The sequence below is a fragment of the Veillonella parvula genome, from assembly GCF_001553335.1.
Classification (GTDB): Bacteria; Bacillota; Negativicutes; order Veillonellales; family Veillonellaceae; genus Veillonella; species Veillonella parvula_S.
On record NZ_KQ960798.1, the window covers coordinates 13643 to 31857 of the forward strand.

Here is an 18215-nt window from a genome sequence, read left to right on the forward strand (position 1 = left end):
ATATATATTTTTATCCCTATAATATAGGTAGATAGCCAAGCGAGTGGTTCCGTTAGGCTCATCTCAGAACTATAAATAATTGATGAAATGGCCTTTCAGTTATCCAGTTACTGGTAACGAAGGGCTATTTGTCTTTTCCAAGACAAATAAGAGCCACAAGTGCTCCAAAGGCAATAACTACAGTTATTACCTCTAGAATTAGCATGATTAACTCATAATCACTCATAGACACCCCTCCCTTCATTAACGAAGAGAGGCCCAACCTCGCTGACTATCCTAATCCAATTATATATCGAACATATAAGCGAGTCCATAAGAATCTATAAATAGAAATATACAAAAATATATAATAAAAAGCAAAAGAAAAGGCAGAGATTATATAACATGTCCTCCATTACTAGATGTTCAGTAATGGAGGACATATCAATAATTCCTGCCTTTTTTGTTTATCTACGAGCCACGCGCATGGCTGCCATCATGCCTGGCGACTTCCAGACGGATTGGCCATTATCCGATACGAGTTTATTATTATCGTAAAACACGTCTGCATTGTAATAGTTATCATCACTAGATGTCACTTTGTAGCTAAGACCTGCTGTTGTGTACACCGTAAAGTTGAGTATATCTCCCACTCGCTTTACGGAGTCTTGATCTACATACCAGCTATTACCGAGATACGTCGTAGCATACACATCTTGACGAGCTTCTACATCGTTTGTGCTAATGCCAATTAATACAAGCAATGCCGCTAACATATATAAGAATTTACGCATTATAATTACCTCCCGTTTTATGGTAAGAATACTTATATATTATACCAAAAAACACCGATAATCGCATTATAATGGCAGTACTTTCTCAACCCTTAACTGAATTCGCTCGAGGCTCGGCGTGATTGCTTTCATCACAGGTTTTTCTATGAAAGCTAACCGCACATAGTCTACAATCATACCGATGACAAAAATAAGCGCCACTACAAGAATTGCATACAGAGGTAATAGTATTGAATCATAGTACTGATACGTTGCTAATACATTGTCCCACATGTAATGAAGGAATAGCTTATTATCATGCAATAGGTATATGCCAAAGGTAGTAGATGCTACCGCATTGATCCAAGGACGATAAGTGATCTTTGCTTTCAAAAAAATAATAAATAAGCCAATGCCTAATAGCAATTGAAAGAAGCCATAATCATTTTGTGTAAAGTAGAAAATCTGTTTCATATACACTGGATTCGTCATGGCTAGTACATCAACGAGGATGTCCCCTAGAAAGGCCCCTACAAAGCCTATGGCGCTAAAAATAATACCTATTTTCTTTGTTATATGTGAGCCGTACAGCTTGATGTACGCCCCCATCGAATAGAATACGATAAAGGAAAAGATATGTTTAAATCCAAAGGTGGTATGCGGTACATTAGGCCACAAATTCAGCACCGTCGGTATTAAGAACCAAATTACCGTGGAAGCCACTAGGAGCATAACGTAGTATGTATGCTGTAGCCAATGAAGTACTCGATTAATAATAGGCGTTAATAAATAGAGTACTAAAAAGTTCTGGGCGAACCAACTCATGACACCAATGGGCAATAAAGCGAGCATCATATTCCTTGACGTCACCGTATCGAGTCCTAAACCCATAGCTACGCCCAGCATGGCAATGCTGTAAAACCATATTTGCCCTACTAACTTCGCAAACTTGTGCAACTTGAAGCTACTAGAAATCATAAAATAGCCTGTTATCATAACAAAGGCAACTACACCAGCCTTGCCTCCAAGCCCAAATACTTGAATGAACACCTTATTAAACGTTAAATCTGGCGTAAGAGGGAAACAACCGTGCACGCTAAAATGGTGCATAATAATTAGTATCATCGAAATGATACGCAACAACTCAATATTGCTCGCTCTCATTCTCTATACCTCATATTCTTCCTCTCAAACTATATGAATACTACGCTAACTGGTAACTACCAAAATGACTTGTATACATCATAAAATACATGAAATATATGAGAATGTTGTGATAAATTTTACACATAAAAAAGACAGCTGATATAATCAACTGTCCTTATAAATTATATATTACCAAGTTACTCTAATATACTTGTTTTTAACATATATGATTCGGTACGACTATTTTTTACCCTTATGAGATGTTCTTCTGGAATTTGTTTAAATCTATTAAAAATAGTACCTCTACTTTTACCACAAGCATTCATAATTTCAGCTTTACTAATACCAGCACCTAAGGAAAATAATCGAGCTTGTAATAATAAGAAATATATCTCTTGAAGCAGTGAATCTTTGATATGTTGAACTTCAAAAAATGCTTCTAATTTAAATTTCTCTTCAACTAACCGATTTATGCGCTTATCTAATAGCTCAATCGCACTATCTATCGTTTTTTCAATAAGTGAAATAAAGGCAATTACAAATGTTGTTAAATCGCCCCCATTAATCTCGGCTGTAGTCATTTTAAAAGCATCATAGTATTGTTTTTTATTATTATTAATTATAGCCGATAAACGTAATGCAATAAGAGGATGATAATATTTTGCCAAATAGGCTGTCGAAATAAAACGATTAGTACGCCCATTTCCATCGTAGAAAGGGTGAATATATCCAAAATAGTAATGGAATATAGATACTCTAATCGGTAACACTAAATCCTCATTATTAAGAATTCCCAGTGCTCGATCCAACTCTATAATAATATCTGACTCTGGCCATGTCCCTCTATGAATTATTTTATCTTGATGATTCACTATATCTACAGAATCACGTCTAAACAACTCGCCGTCTGGCTGATTTTTCTTTTCTATTTCATTGCTGATAATATCATCAAATAAACCTCTAATATCTTTACTACTTTCAAACTTAAATCCATGAGGATTATCTAAAATAGACTGATACTTAGCAATAATATTTGAAAATCTTAATTTATCATTCTGACTATTCTGTATAGCCGCCCTAATCTCTTTACGACTACTATAAACACCTTCAATATCATTACTTGCTTTGATTTCAGTAGATAAAAATGTATTCATTACATGCAAAATCATAACTGTAGGAACCTTGGAAACTAAATTGATAAAAGCACTTTTTTTAGATTCTAATGATAATAAAAGCTGAACTAATACAGGATGATATATAAAAAAAGCATCATATGTATTACGTCTATTATATTCATGAATAGGAATAGGCAAGGAGATAGAGCTTTCAGAATTACGACGATTATCTAATATGCGCTGCCAATCAGAAGGTTGTTTATAGTATATTTTATACATAGGTTCAAACTTCATACTATCTCTCCAATCTTTCCTGCATGATCATAAAATATGATGTACAAAACGATAATATTTTATATTCTAATCTAATTCTTTCAAAATTAATGTTCAAAAACTCTATTTTTTAGACACCAATTAACTAAATTATAGTATTTATGTGTAAAAATAGCAAATTTTGAACATAAATCGTTCAATACTTTAAGACAAATACATTACTAATTCCATTGACACCTATATAAAATGGGGCTGTAACAAAACAGCCCCTAAATACTAAAAAAGCTGTTAGAAGAAAATCTAAAGCTCCTCCGTATATTTTATATAAGATTTATCTATATTATGTCCAACGTCTTGTATTCTATACATGTGAGGTAACAACAATACTTATCTTATTATTATCATCATAATTTATTGTCTTTTACTAAATTAGCAATTTTATTTACCACATTAGTAGTTGAGTATCCGTCTTTAAAAGATAAAATTTGTACTGAGTCTACAAATTCACGTCCAATTACTTCATCTACTTTATAGTCTCCACCCTTAACAAGTATGTTAGGTCGAATAGTTTCTAATAATTTGGATGGAGTATCTTCATCAAAAAGTACAACACCATCCACACAACCCAAAGCACTCAATAAATAAGCCCTATCTTCTCCCTCTACTAAAGGACGAGTTTCCCCTTTAAGGCGCCTTACGGAGGCATCAGAGTTTAGGCCTATAATAAGTCGATCACCTAGTTGAGCCGCTTCTTGCAAGTACGTAATATGCCCTCTATGAAGAATATCAAAGCATCCATTAGTAAAAACAACTGTATCTCCTTGATCTTGCCATTGTCGAACTAAAGTCTTCATTTCTTCCCAAGAATAGAGTGACTTTTCTATAGATTTTCCTTCTTGAAGAGACATCCACAAGTCAATTAATTCTTGTCGATGGATAGGATAAGTACCCACTTTAGATACTACGATACCAGCTGCTCCATTAGCTACATGAAGAGCGGTCCGCATAGAAAGATTAGCCGCAATAGAGCAAATCATCGTAGCCACAACTGTATCACCAGCACCAGATACATCAAAAACATCTTATTGAGTAGCTGGATTATGCCAAATTCGGCCATCTCTAACAATAACAGAAATCCCTTTTTCAGATCTAGTAGCAATAATATATTGAATATTATTAGTATCTAGAGCCTCTTTAGCTGCAGTCACTATACTATCATCATCATTTCTAATAGAGTAACCAACTCGTTCAGATAACTCCTTCACATTAGGAGTAATAAAGGTAGCCCCATCATACTTATTCCACTGAGCTCCCTTAGGATCAACAATAGTTGGTATCATATATTGATTAGCCAAGTCGAAAACTTGTCTTAAAAGAGTGTCTGTACAAACCCCTTTTCCATAATCAGAGATAACAATTCCATCTAATCCTTTTTGGCAGAGAATAGTCAGCCAACGAATGAGTGCCTCCTCTTCCTGTTGGTCAACATCTCGAACTGTTTCAAAGTCTAGCCGCATCATTTGTTGACGAGCACCTAAAATTCGCATCTTAGTTATGGTAGATCTTTCATTAGAGATCACTACGCCACTTTTATCAATACCATTAGAATCTAATAAGTCTTGTAAAAGATTTCCATGGGTATCTTGTCCCGCGACTCCACCGACATATACATGAACATCCAAATTGGCAAGATTCGCAGCAACATTTGCGGCCCCACCAAGGACTTCTTTCATCTGTTTTACTCGATTCACAGGGACTGGAGTTTCTGGAGATATATGACTTACATCACCAAAGACATAACGATCTACCATAAGATCACCAATGACAGCCATACGAAGATTCGGCAGACTATCATGTAAGAACTTATTAATAGTTTTCTTAATCATAGTCTTCCTCAACAATCTCACAGATAATATGTCCTACCATTATATGCATTTCTTGAATGCGAGCTGTGGTCTTAGATGGAACGGCTATTACGGCATCACAAAGAGCACCAAGTTTGCCGCCACCTTCACCAGTAAATGCAATTGTTTTTAGACCTTTCTGTTTTGCTAGTTCTGTGGCCTTAACCACGTTCTTAGAATTTCCTGATGTAGAAATGCCTATTAATACATCTCCAGCCTGTCCCAAACCAGCTACTTGACGAGAAAAGACATCATCATAAGAATAGTCATTAGCTACAGCTGTCAAAATAGAAGTATCTGTTGTAAGAGCAATAGCAGGTAAAGACTTCCGTTCTTTTACAAAACGTCCTACCAATTCAGCTGCCAAATGTTGAGCATCAGCAGCTGATCCCCCATTACCACAGAAAAGAATTTTATGTCCTTTATCAAGAGCATTCTTACATATATCCGCAACTACTCGAATCTCTTCAATATAATTACGCATCTTCGTATGAGTATCTAAATGATCATCAAATCTTTGTGTAATGATATCCATAAGTAATGTCTCCTATTAATAAAATGAACTAATATTTATAGCAATTATATGCACTATACATTCTCATGATTACCCTTTTTTAATACCTGATGCACAGTATCCATCACTTGTTGTGGAGTAATTTCTGTTAAGCAACGACGATGATTACAATGAAGGTATTGATTTGTTCCAAAGCAATATTTACAATCGGTCTCATATTCTACAAAATAACTACAATCTGAAAAAGCTCCTATATATTTAGGATTTGTAGGCCCAAATATAGATATTGTAGGTACTGATAAAGCACCTGCAATATGTTGCATACCAGTATCAATACCTATAGAACAGGTACATCGTTTTATAGCAGCCATACTTTGTTTAATACTACATTTCCCCACTAAATTTATAACATGTGGTAACTTTAAAAACTCGGTTAGCTCTTCTAATAAAAGTATCTCTTGAGGCCCTCCAATTAGTACAATTTGATTTCCATCTTTTATCAATAAGTCTAAAAGATTATGCATCTTTGTAATGCCCCACGCTTTTGGAAAAACACGACCAACCCTTAGCCAACGATTAGTAAAAGAGGGATCTGCATTACCAATACATAAACCAATAATAGGTCTTGATTGGTCTAAACTATCAAAATAATGACATATGGATTTATCACTATCAGTATCTACATATAACTGTGGTCTTAATTCATCATTAAACTCTAAACCTAACGTCTTCACATTAGCTTCCACAAAATGCATATCATAGTCATATTTATTAGTGCCCGAAGCTTGAAAACCTATATGTTGTTTTACCCCACATAATTTCATAAAAAGTTGTGATTTTTTTACTGGTGTAATGCCAGCACTAATCCCTATATCAAAATTTTGTTTTCTTAAATTCATTATTGTTTTAAATGTTGTATATATATTCTTATATACATCAAGAACAATAATCTTATCTATGGGAATATATGAAGATTCAACAATATCACGGCCTGAGTTCATCTTACAAAGTACTGTTAGCTTTGCATCAGGATATAAATACCGCACTCCTTTTAATAATGCTAAAGCACATACAGTATCGCCTAAACCATGCATAATTTCTACTAAAATATTTAATTGTTTAGTATTAGCCTTTACTGTATTCACAATAGAGCTCCTCTAAACGTTTTACTTCTTTATGTATATCATAACCATTACGACTAATAATATCATTTACACCTATACGTGAAATAAAATTATTAGATTTTTGATAAATTTGTTCTGTTTCATTTATCCATAGATTTATATCATTCTCTGTAATATTTAATTTTTTAGCTAATGTACTATCTACAACAGCTTCATCTGGTATAAAATTACTCATCAAAATTGGTAGCTTTGCAGCTTGAGCCTCAATTGCCACTAATCCTAAACCTTCATACCAAGAAGGAAAATAAAATATATCAAATAAACTATATAATTTATGTACATCCTTCCGTAAACCTATATAAGTCACTCTTGTGGATAAACCTAAATTCTCAATTTTTTGTAAGATATGTTCTCTCAATGGCCCATCACCAACTAGAACAAGATGTGCTGAGGGAATTTTATGAACAATATCATTAAATATTTGTATCAAATATTCATGATTTTTTTGATACATAAATCTACCTATATGTCCAATAATAAACTTATTCTCTAGTCCTAATTCTTCACGAAGCTTATTTCTATAATTCTCATTAAATTGAAATTTTTCGACTTCAATTGCATTTTTAATAATTTCTACATTTTTATCACTTCCAAATAACCAACAAGCTGCCATTTTACTACAAGCAAATTGACGATTAGCTACAAATGTCGAAAATGGACGTAATACTAATTTCATAAGATTTCGCTTTATTTCACTTTTAACAGTAGTACTATGCCCATGTAAAATGCGAACCTTAGCACCTGCTAGCCATGAAGGTAATAGTGAAAATATACCAAGGGTTGTCATATGGCAATGAACGATATTATATTTATTCTCTCTTACTATATTATAGATACTATACATAAAGCCAAAAATATTTTTATAATAGGCTGGAATTTTATAAACCCTACCACCCATCTTTTCAACAATATCTGTAATATCTACTTTATCATTGTCGTGAACAACAAAGTCAAATTGTACCTTAGAATGATCTATATTCTTATAATAGTTCATCACAACCGTTTCTACACCACCACCAACTAAAATTCCAATGATATGTAAAATACGTATAGGTTTACTCTCCATATTAATTCCTCTTTCTAAATAGAAAAAATAATCATACAAAATAATTAGTCAATATAATTATTCCTTAATTCTACCTAAAACACTGTCAATACCTTTCACAATAGATTCTATCCAACTCATCTCCATTTCCTTATGCGTCTTGTAGAGCCAGTACCAACTGTTATACATCAATTGAGATAAAATTATCCCACCAAGTAACCCCAAAATACCAAGATCGAAAAGTTCCATAAATACAAGAGATAGCACAAGACCCATTGCAGAAGATAGAATGAAGCTTTTTACATAGATAATACGATTAGTACAGGAGAAATAAGATGTATAACAGTTCCGATAGTAAATAACAAATTGCATAATACTTGCACCCCAAAGAACTGTGTCAGAAATAACAAAATTAGACTTAATCATATTTAATAGTGGCAGCCCAACAAGCCATAAACCAAATATACCAACCCAGTAAATCACAATAAATAACGTCACCGAAAAAGAAAATAATTCTCTTAAACGAAGCTGATCCTTAGTGATGTATGCATTTTGAAAGGCCGGTTGGTATGTATTATATAGTGTACTAGCAACAACAGCTACTGCAGTAGTCAGTTGAATAGCAATGGAATACATACCAGTTTGTGCCAAACTTAAATAGAATGATGAAATAATAATAGTTGCTTGAGTTGATATATAATTAGATATAGATACAATCCCATCTCGCCACGCATTGTACCAAATAGTTCGGAATATATCTGCTGTAGATGTAGCAACAAGATTTGTAGCAAATCTCAATTTCTCGCCAATATGCTCATATTTATAAAAAAATCTGTGCCCAAAGAGTTTAAATCCAAGACCATATATAAGGTAACCTATACTCGCCCCAATAATACCAAAGCCCAATAAAAGTAAAATAATCGTAAATACCATTTGCAATAAACGAGCATAAACAATACTTTTATTAGCCAATGTAATAGCACCTACACCTCGAAGAAATGAGATATAGTAGCTGTAATAAAGATTTAAAAAAATTCCAAACCCATACGCTGCCCATGCGATATAGGCTTCCCAGCGAGAACTCGGACTAACTAAGCTACCTATATAATACATTCCTAAAGTATACATTAAGACTAAAGCACTACCACCTAAGATAGCATAAATCGATTGACAAGCTTTAAGGACCGCTTTTAATAAAGAAAAGTTAACTTCTTTTGATTCAGAAAAAGCAACATGCTTTGCTTTAAGTTCTTGAGCACCACTCCAACAATACGTTATATTACGAGCAAAGGTAATGGAAAAACCAAAATCAAATAATAAGGCAATAGATCCTATACTAATAAATACATACCATAGTCCCACCATATCAGGTGTAAAGAAATAGATATAAAGTGGCAATAATAAGAGATTTACTGCCATCGTAAGAGCCATACTTCCATAAGACCATAAAACATCTCTTTTTTTGATGGAAATATTCATAATCTACCTCTTTGGTTACTTTATCTTTACTCGATAACCTACGTAAATAAATAGACCTATTAAACCAACAATAACAAATTGATAAAATGCTAATAATGCACGGATACGATCATCATAGCCTGCCCATACAAGTGATACTAGTTCAGTAAGAAAAATAGCTGTCCAAACATGAGTCCAAATATCGTCATTAGAGCGACGTTGTAAGTATTCATAGGCTAATGAAAATAATGCAGTCACTATAATACTCATAATAATAACACCCAAAATACCGAAATCTTCATACCAACGCCCGAATAAAGATAATGTATTGCCAAATTTATCAAATTCATGATAAGCCATTCGTGCTGATTCTGGTAACAAGCCAAAATTAATCAATTTATCATATACATCTGCAAAACTAGATTGTCCGAAATAAGTAGTGCGTGCTGGCTCCCATATATGAATATTCAACGCATAAATACCACCAGCTAATAATTCAGTAACCCGTTGCAATGTTACATTATTACCATCATGACGACCTACTAATATACCATAAAGAATATATAAAAATGGGCTAATTATAGTAATAGGAATGAGTTTAAATAAAAATCTTTTAACTTGATCAAAATATTGCTCTTTAACTAGGAGAAATAAATACGTCAAAATCATGAAGATAAATATTTCAATAGCTGGTTGGCGTGCACCCATAGCAATAGAACTACCAATACAGAAAAAAATAACTATTGTAAGAAGACCCGTTCCTTTAAAAATAGGCTTATTTAAAATAACGCCATTATATATAGCTACATAAGCCGACACATATGTTATGGCCCATGCAATCTTATAAAATTGAGAGTTAATAAATATAAATCGTGTATCATTAGGATGTAATTGAGGATATAAAATAATATCTCTATATTGAGTCATACGACTAACATCACTATCACCAGTCGTATTAATGAATACACAGAATAAAGAAAATAAAATAAAAAATATCATATACATAGATATGTATTTATATCGTACAGGAAGATTTACTATCCCTACTAAAGGATAGCGATTACTGTCAAAATTATTCTCAATAAATGTTGGGTCTCCCCAATTAATTTTAGCCCATCTTTGCACACCATAACCAGTGCCTAAAATAGCCCCTCCACCAAGAGCGATTACTATAAAGGTATAGAAGTAAAGGTCTGTTCCCATTTCATATCTATACCAGTATCCCAAAGCAATAACAATCGTTAAAGATACCAATGTAATCATTGTAGGGGATATGATAGGCAATTTAAACTTCTTATAGCCTAATACTACAAATATTACATACGATACTAGTAATAATAAATAACAATCCATTTATTCTTCCTATCTCTCTATCTCTCAAAAATATGTAATATAGAATCTAATACAACCGCTACTGAGATTCCCTGCATGCATTTATTATTAGTACATGTATAGGATTGATCATATCCTAAACATGGTGAACATTCTATGGCATGATGAATAATCTTACTATATGGGCCGAATGGCTTTAAAATAATTGGATCCGTACACCCAAAAAGTGTTAACGTAGCAGTTCCTTGTGTAGCGGCTGCATGAATAAGCCCTGTATCTACACCGACAACAAGATCTGCTTCTCGTACCACTTGAAAACTCTCTTTAATAGAGTGTTTTCCTATAAAACTAACAATACGTGAATCTAATTCATCATGATAAGGTTCAATCATCCCTTGTTCCATTGAGCCACCAATAAAGATAACCTCATACCCCCGTTGAACTAGTTTATTTCCAAGTTCTACCCAATTCTTAGTCGGCCATGACTTAAGACTTAATGCATAAGGATCGTGTAATTTTTCATTCGCTACATGACCTGAGCCTATACAAAAAACGATAGATGGATGATTGATTATGATTGGTTTTAATTCAGGGTTCTTATCAACAGAATATGCTTCACGCTGCATAACAGTTGGTTCAAAACCTAACTGTTTCAATATATCATTTTCTAAGTCATATATATAATAACTATCTGGACGATTTATAGATTTTTCATAGGTAGCACCATTATATGGATTATGCGCACCTATAGTAGTTTTACAACAAAAATTTATTATCTTACTCGGCCATGATGACATATACTTAGAACTAAAATGCTCAAGTACAATACCATAATCGTAACTATGATAACCAACTTTCAACAAAAACATTAAGGAATGAAATGGTTCATTCTTAGTGTAGTAGTAACAATGACGAATATCCCCTTGTAACTCCACCATCTTTTTGTTTAGACCTATACGTCTTTTATCACTACATGTAAACATATCAATGACTGCTGTTGGATCTTGCGATTTAATACTCTGAATGAGCGGCATGGCAATAATAAAATCACCAATACCTGGAGCAATGTAAATAAGATATGTATTCATACTAATTCCTATATATTATTTAATAAGCACCTTTTGACTTCACAACCGCCAAGACGGTTTTCAACAAATACACAATATCAATCCATATGGACCAATTATGAATATACCAAGAATCCATTATCGCTCGTTGTTCAAATGTTGTATCACTACGACCACTTACTTGCCATACACCGGTGAGCCCTGGTAATACTAACTTATAATCCTCAATATAGCTGTTATATCGTTCTACTTCATTGGGTAATAATGGTCTAGGTCCAACTAGACTCATATCCCCAATCAATACATTCCATAGTTGGGGTAGTTCATCAATACTTGTTTTTCGGATTATTCTACCTATCTTAGTAACTCGAGGATCATTCTTTAATTTAAAATTCTTTTGCCATTCTATCTTTTCACTCTCATAAGTATTTAAGTATTCTTCAAGTATGGTATCTGCATTTTTAACCATAGACCTAAACTTATAAAAATTAAACTCTTTTCCATTCTGTCCTATTCGTTTTTGTTTATATATAATAGGTCCTTCTGAATCTAAATAAATAATAACAGCTATGAATAGCATAAATGGTAATATAAAAAAACCACCACATATAGTAACCACAATATCAAACATACGTTTGATAATACGATTAGACTTGCGAGCTAGATTATTTTGTACACGCAATACTACCGCCTGCTCTTCCATCATGCCACGTGCTGTAATATTACTTGTAGGTAAACCAAATAATTCAGGAACAAAGGCCACCCGTTTTACTAACAATTGTAATTGATTTATTAAAGAAACCAATTTTTTTGGCTCAAGTCCGGGCGCACAAATCAGTACTGTTTGAACACCTGTATCTTTAATAACGCTTTCTACATCTTTAAAGGCCCCAAGGCATGGATATTTTTTGGCGATGGATGATGATTTAGGATTATCATCTACATAACCAATAATCTTATAGGTAGTAATCGGCATGCGATCTAAAGCTCTCTTTACAAGTTCTGCAGTCTTACCCGCCCCAACAAGAAGGATTGGAATCGTTAAATACCCTGCTTTTGAAAGTATTTTTCCTACAATAAAACGCTCGCTAAAGATAAATACGAGCATACATATATAAGCAAAAGCAACAAATAGACGAGACACATCATTAATTACATGGCCCGTGTACATTAGAACAATCGATACGACAACCCCTATGGTAATGCTGCGAAACAAATTTTTCATCGTATCCCAATAAGGTGTTATCACAGAATAAGCATTATTAAGCAATAATATAGTTAAAAATACGATAGGCACAACACCATATACGTAAATTTCTTCTACCTTAAAATTTGAACTTACCAGTAAAATTGATAAGTTTAAACGCAAATAATAGGCTGCTAATGTCCCCAAAACAATAGCAATATAATCTGCTATAAGCACTATGAGCTTACTGATAAATAACTTTTTATTATTGTTATTACAGATAGAACTATTCATACTAATACCCCAAATTATAAGAAAAGGTTGTTTTCTCAATCTCAAAATATTAAGAAAACAACCTCTCTATCATACGAATACAATGTACCAATATTTACATATATTGTATCATATTTAAATATGTAAAACATAGATTTCACCTATCTTTTATGTAGTTATTTATTATTTAAGTCTATTTGAATCCTACTAAATTGTCTATTAAATGATAGTTAAATGCTTTTCAATACAGCTATATGATTATCAATTATCCCTTAATTGAAGCATTGTAGCTAACATAAAATACATAATACGTATTCCGGACGAATTATCTAAAGTATACTCCACTTGGCCAAATACAAATACATAACAAATAACAGCAATCATAGCGCAAAGACTATAAGGATCTCGTTGCTTAACCCAAACCACAAAATTATCAACAATAATAGATCCATAAAAGATGAGAACCCCTAATAGACCTAACAGGCCTACCTCACCAAGAAGTTGAATAAAGTTATTATGAGCATGATATAAATGTTGATTTTCTGTTGGCAATCGATAAGATGCTTCATATATAGTACGCCATTGTCCTATACCTACACCTGTCACAGGATGGTCTTTAAACATATTGATTGACGATGTCCACACATCAAAACGACCTAAGTTGGAACCATCTGTAGTCGTATTGGTAATGGATTCAAATCTAGCCACATAATGTGGCTGTGTACTAAATCCCCATACAACTCCACCTAATGTAGCAAGAACTGCTATTACATAGACAAAACGCTTTATCAAATACGGCAGGGATACGATAGGTACCATAATCATATTAAAGAGCCAAGAACCTCTACTTTGATTGCCATACATACCAAAACCAACACAACCCAGTGCCCATAGAGCAGATGCTTTCACATAGCTAGGAAAGGCTGAATCTAATAAAATGACGCAGAAAATAGGTACTAGCATAACCATAAGGCCCGATATGGTCAACACACTACTACCAAATCCCCACCCTCTATCAGTCATTCCAGAAACATGTTGATAAAAGGCTACTAAATTATCGATACCAAAATCTAGAAAGAATACGGCAAGCATCGTAAATAATATTTTCTTATCACGAATACACAGGGCGATAACGAAAAATACAGGAATCCGCCACAGCCAAACATTGATAAATTCAGGTAATCCTACAGCTATATTGTTCGTTAGTACTGCAGAAGGCAATAACAATAAAAACATTAGAGCAAACGTTTTACTATATTTTTTAACATAGGACGGAACATATAGGTCATGCCTATGTTTCCAAATATAGAAAATACTTAACAAAATGGCAATAACATAAAATACTTGACCAGCTGCCATGGATAGCCTTGTAAAGCATGCCATCAACGTAATCATAATGGCAATCCACGACTCTAATCTTACACTTGATAATACCCCCATGTTCATTCTCCCTTACATATAAACTACAAACCTTACATAGTACCCCTTATACATGTATGATGGATTGAATTAATGCACGATGACTGTAGTCCTCATTTGCATTCATTAAACCCTGATTATATTGCTCTTTATGATGCTGTAAATTCTTTACAAACGTTTGAATCCCCTGTCTGATGGTGTTTACATCATCTAAATTTAAAAATTCCCCAATAGAATACTGTTCTAATACCTCGGGATTAATTTCTGGAGATATAAGAACAGGTTTGTGAAAGCCAATAGCAGTAAACAGCATAGCTGCCCAGTGATACCGATATCGTTCAGCCCCATACGGCAATAATAGAGCATCTACACTCAATAAAGCTGTATCCCAGTCTTTCCCAATCAGACTGGCATGGATGAATTTAATATTACTATACTGGCTATATTTCTTGATGATAGACTCAAATAAAGCCCCATCTTCAGGCTTTACCGTTGCCCCTTGAACGACGAGTTGTACCGAGTCATCATAATTAAGCGATACAAAGGCATCTATAAAGCGCTCAATATTTTTTTCTTTTCTAAACTGACCAAAGAAGCCTAATTTTATCGGTTTATTCGTTGATATAGGAGTTTCCAAATTAGTACCTATACAAGTTGTAGAGTTCGCATCTTTTTTGTCTTGTATACTAGCATTGCCTTGTGTAGCACAATTTCCTTGTTCTCCATTCAATTCACTCGATGGCAAGAACACAGGAGGCAAAATTTTACGGACTCTTGGTAGATTAGGGCGCAACATATCATCGCGCAAAGAGATAACATCGAGATATATTTTTTTATACGCATTAGCTCGATGGGCTTGCTTAATAAAGCGATCCATCTCGCCCTTCCCAATGCCATGGAAGATAACATGTACTGCCGCCTTACTATCCTTTAACGGCGTGTCTAACAAAGCTTTAATATAACGGTATGTCCCTGTGGGAATGATCAAAGCATCTATATTATGTTCTTTAATTTTTTCTGCTGCTGATGTGAACCAACTGCGGCGACGGCGTTCTCGCAAAATGGATAAAAATGGCTTCTTCCATTTAGACGCCCCCGCATAAGTCACTACTTCTCCCCCTTCTAAGTACACTATATCTACTCTATAATCTACTTTAAATGGAAAGTTTTGCGGTACGAATAGTACTGGCTCATGACCTTGACGCTTCAGTTCATTGATGAGGATGCGATCAAACTCCACCTCATGACCAGCAGGCATGACAATACTTTCTAAAATTGCTACGCGCATAGCACACCTCTAGGCCTTTACGTACGGTTTTATGTTTTCTTGAATCATAGCTTCATACTCATCTAAAAGAGCATAGCGATTGCGATATTGGCTACGTTTTTGTGATTTAATCTCTTCCATAAGTTTGCGTTCTTCTTCAAGTGGAATGGTGAAGTAATTTGGATCAGATTCCAATACGGTACCCCCAATATCCTCCCACAAAGTATCTAATATGGCCACCTTTGCTTTATTACCGCGCACCATATGTGAATTTGCATAGAAGCCTTCATCAGATACGGCAAGTATGGATTCTACTTGCGCAGCACGACCAATTTCACGAATCAAGAAGGTAATGAAGTTCTTAGGACGGTAACCATACATCTTTTTCGTAATCTTCTTAGCTCGCTCAAGTCCATCTTTATAACCTTGAATCGTACCGATAACAAGAGTTCTCTCTCCATTAGGGCCCTTAGCAAAGCGAATATTTGCATGATACACACCTTTATCTTCGAGCAAGAGCATAATCGTCAAGAAGCCTTCCTTACGTTGTCCTGGCTCGTAATAGAGATGAGCAGACATATCGAGTTCATCAGAACTCCAAAGGGTAATACCTCGTTTTTTATCGAAATAATCAAACTCTGCTTCGTCTACATACATGAGCTGAATCGCTTCATCCGTAAACACCTCTTGTAAGATGGTGAAATGCTGACGGAGGGCTTCCAAGCGCCACTGAGGTGTAGAATTTTTAATCAAAAACATACGGCTCATCAATTCATAGAGACTGGGATGTTTTTGCAACAGCTTTGGATCTGCCGTATAGGACTTAAAGAAGTTTTCAAATGCCGTAACTGTTGAGTCATGACGACAAGAGCGCATTGTATGTAAGAAGGTGCGTCTCGTTTCACGCCATGTGCGCTTACCATATATAGTACGGCCTATGTGCCAATGTTTTCCAAAATTGCCTAACATAATGCTTCCTCTATTACAATTTTCCCTTGGATTTTAGTAAATAGTAAAACTTCACGTATTTAGTCATCGTGTAAAAGTAGTGATTAACGGACAAAATAAAGCCCATCTTCCCATCGAGAATACCACCTTGTAAAAAGTACACCTTGATGAAAGCCCAGGTAGGGCGCAAAATTATATCCTTGATAAAAGAACAGCTTTTACCATTATCCCGATATTTTTCCGCAGATAATGTGGTATAGTTGTTGAATTTATTGAAATATTGATGCCAATTATCGTAGGTGTAATGGTACATGGGATGTTGTAATTTTTCTGTTGGATACGGCGTAATTATGGCCGGATGCACGTAGCCTTCTACATAGCTGCCCTCTTTAGGCATAAGGCGAAGTACATAGTCAGGGCGTAATACACCGTGAGTAGCCTTATTATGATGGAATTTATTACGCCGTTGAATCCAGTATGCTTTATTTGGTTCGTTTACAATAATCCCTTGAATCTCTTTTGCTAGAGGCTCAGAAATGCGCTCATCCGCATCAAGAAATAAGATCCAATCGGATTTCGCTTGTTCAATGCCAAAGGTTTGTTGTGCACCCCAATCGCCATTCATGGCGTGTTGCACAACACGAGCACCCATTTCTTCGGCGATTTTTACGGTATCATCGGTGCTGAAATCATCGATAACTAAAACTTCATCGGCAAACTGCACAGACTCAATGCAGTCATGAATATTGTGTTCTTCATTTCTCGCTAAGATTATTACAGATACAGTTGCCATAGATTTACCTTTCACTTACGAACGTACTTGTTTTGCTAAATACGATAAACGAGCCCCTATTTTATGAATCCAATCGGCACGACCAAAAGACCATAAAAAAAGCTTATATTTAGAATTTAATAGTTTGTAGGATGCGTCATTACGATAAGTTTCAATCATTTTTTTACATTTATCATAATACACCTGATTACCCATTGGCTTCGCATAGTAAGCCGTTAAACAGGATAATACGGCTTTCATCAATAAACTATTGCAATCATCAACATATGGTAATTGATGATCTATAGCGTATTGCAAACGTTCCTCGTAACCAAGCACAAAATCCCATCGAGATTTAGCATCAAAAGAGGTTTGAGTCGTTGAATTAGGATTAAGTCGATAGTAATAATAACAACGATTAATATGACCTACCCGTTTTGTATTGGCGATAAATAGATAAGATACAGCTGTATCTTCAAATTTTCGACCTACAGGAAACCGCACATCATCGATAGCACTGCGTTTATATAATTGACTCCATAGAGAAACAAAGCAATCAT

14 protein-coding genes and 2 pseudogenes are annotated in these 18215 nt (G+C 34.5%); all 16 read right to left on the reverse strand.

Annotated elements, in window-relative coordinates; all coding sequences use genetic code 11:
* Positions 1-446 precede the first annotated feature (446 nt).
* Positions 447-773, reverse strand: coding sequence for a hypothetical protein (locus HMPREF1865_RS06215; RefSeq protein ID WP_004692910.1), 327 nt, complete (start codon positions 771-773; stop codon positions 447-449).
* A gap of 66 nt (positions 774-839) precedes the next feature.
* Entirely contained in the window at positions 840-1916 is a 1077-nt protein-coding gene (locus HMPREF1865_RS06220; protein ID WP_060919557.1) for an acyltransferase, read from the reverse strand.
* A 179-nt stretch (positions 1917-2095) separates the two neighbouring features.
* Positions 2096-3307: a Fic family protein gene (locus tag HMPREF1865_RS06225; protein WP_060919558.1), complete on the reverse strand. Its 1212-nt coding sequence runs from the start codon at positions 3305-3307 to the stop codon at positions 2096-2098.
* A gap of 383 nt (positions 3308-3690) precedes the next feature.
* Positions 3691-5172, reverse strand: a pseudogene (gene rfaE2, locus HMPREF1865_RS06230) (D-glycero-beta-D-manno-heptose 1-phosphate adenylyltransferase).
* Entirely contained in the window at positions 5165-5725 is a 561-nt protein-coding gene (gmhA, locus tag HMPREF1865_RS06235; RefSeq protein WP_060919559.1) for a D-sedoheptulose 7-phosphate isomerase, read from the reverse strand. Before gmhA ends, rfaE2 begins: the two are co-directional and overlap by 8 nt.
* A gap of 53 nt (positions 5726-5778) precedes the next feature.
* Positions 5779-6849 carry a glycosyltransferase family 9 protein gene (locus HMPREF1865_RS06240; RefSeq protein WP_060919560.1) on the reverse strand — a complete coding sequence of 357 codons (1071 nt, stop codon included), beginning with the start codon at positions 6847-6849 and terminating at the stop codon, positions 5779-5781.
* Positions 6830-7954 carry a glycosyltransferase family 1 protein gene (locus tag HMPREF1865_RS06245; RefSeq protein ID WP_060919561.1) on the reverse strand — a complete coding sequence of 375 codons (1125 nt, stop codon included), beginning with the start codon at positions 7952-7954 and terminating at the stop codon, positions 6830-6832. The genes HMPREF1865_RS06240 and HMPREF1865_RS06245 overlap by 20 nt, the downstream gene beginning before the upstream one ends.
* Positions 7955-8011: 57 nt before the next feature.
* Complete coding sequence (gene wzx, locus HMPREF1865_RS06250; protein WP_060919562.1) at positions 8012-9412, reverse strand: O-unit flippase-like protein; 1401 nt, start codon at positions 9410-9412, stop codon at positions 8012-8014.
* 15 nt (positions 9413-9427) lie between these two features.
* A complete protein-coding gene (locus tag HMPREF1865_RS06255) occupies positions 9428-10744 on the reverse strand; it encodes an O-antigen polymerase (protein ID WP_060919563.1) in 1317 nt (438 codons plus the stop codon).
* Positions 10745-10761: 17 nt separating this feature from the next.
* A complete protein-coding gene (locus tag HMPREF1865_RS06260) occupies positions 10762-11811 on the reverse strand; it encodes a glycosyltransferase family 9 protein (RefSeq protein WP_060919564.1) in 1050 nt (349 codons plus the stop codon).
* A 19-nt stretch (positions 11812-11830) separates the two neighbouring features.
* Entirely contained in the window at positions 11831-13270 is a 1440-nt protein-coding gene (locus HMPREF1865_RS06265; RefSeq protein ID WP_060919565.1) for a sugar transferase, read from the reverse strand.
* A gap of 240 nt (positions 13271-13510) precedes the next feature.
* Positions 13511-14689 carry an O-antigen ligase family protein gene (locus HMPREF1865_RS06270; protein WP_060919566.1) on the reverse strand — a complete coding sequence of 393 codons (1179 nt, stop codon included), beginning with the start codon at positions 14687-14689 and terminating at the stop codon, positions 13511-13513.
* 46 nt (positions 14690-14735) lie between these two features.
* Entirely contained in the window at positions 14736-15956 is a 1221-nt protein-coding gene (locus HMPREF1865_RS06275; protein ID WP_060919567.1) for a glycosyltransferase, read from the reverse strand.
* A 9-nt stretch (positions 15957-15965) separates the two neighbouring features.
* Positions 15966-16904: a VirK/YbjX family protein gene (locus tag HMPREF1865_RS06280; RefSeq protein ID WP_060919568.1), complete on the reverse strand. Its 939-nt coding sequence runs from the start codon at positions 16902-16904 to the stop codon at positions 15966-15968.
* A gap of 13 nt (positions 16905-16917) precedes the next feature.
* The gene (locus HMPREF1865_RS06285; RefSeq protein WP_060919569.1) at positions 16918-17676 is read right to left on the reverse strand and encodes a glycosyltransferase family 2 protein; all 759 of its coding nucleotides are present in this window, start codon (positions 17674-17676) and stop codon (positions 16918-16920) included.
* A 15-nt stretch (positions 17677-17691) separates the two neighbouring features.
* Positions 17692-18215: pseudogene (locus HMPREF1865_RS09410) on the reverse strand (glycosyl transferase family 2); the annotation flags it as partial.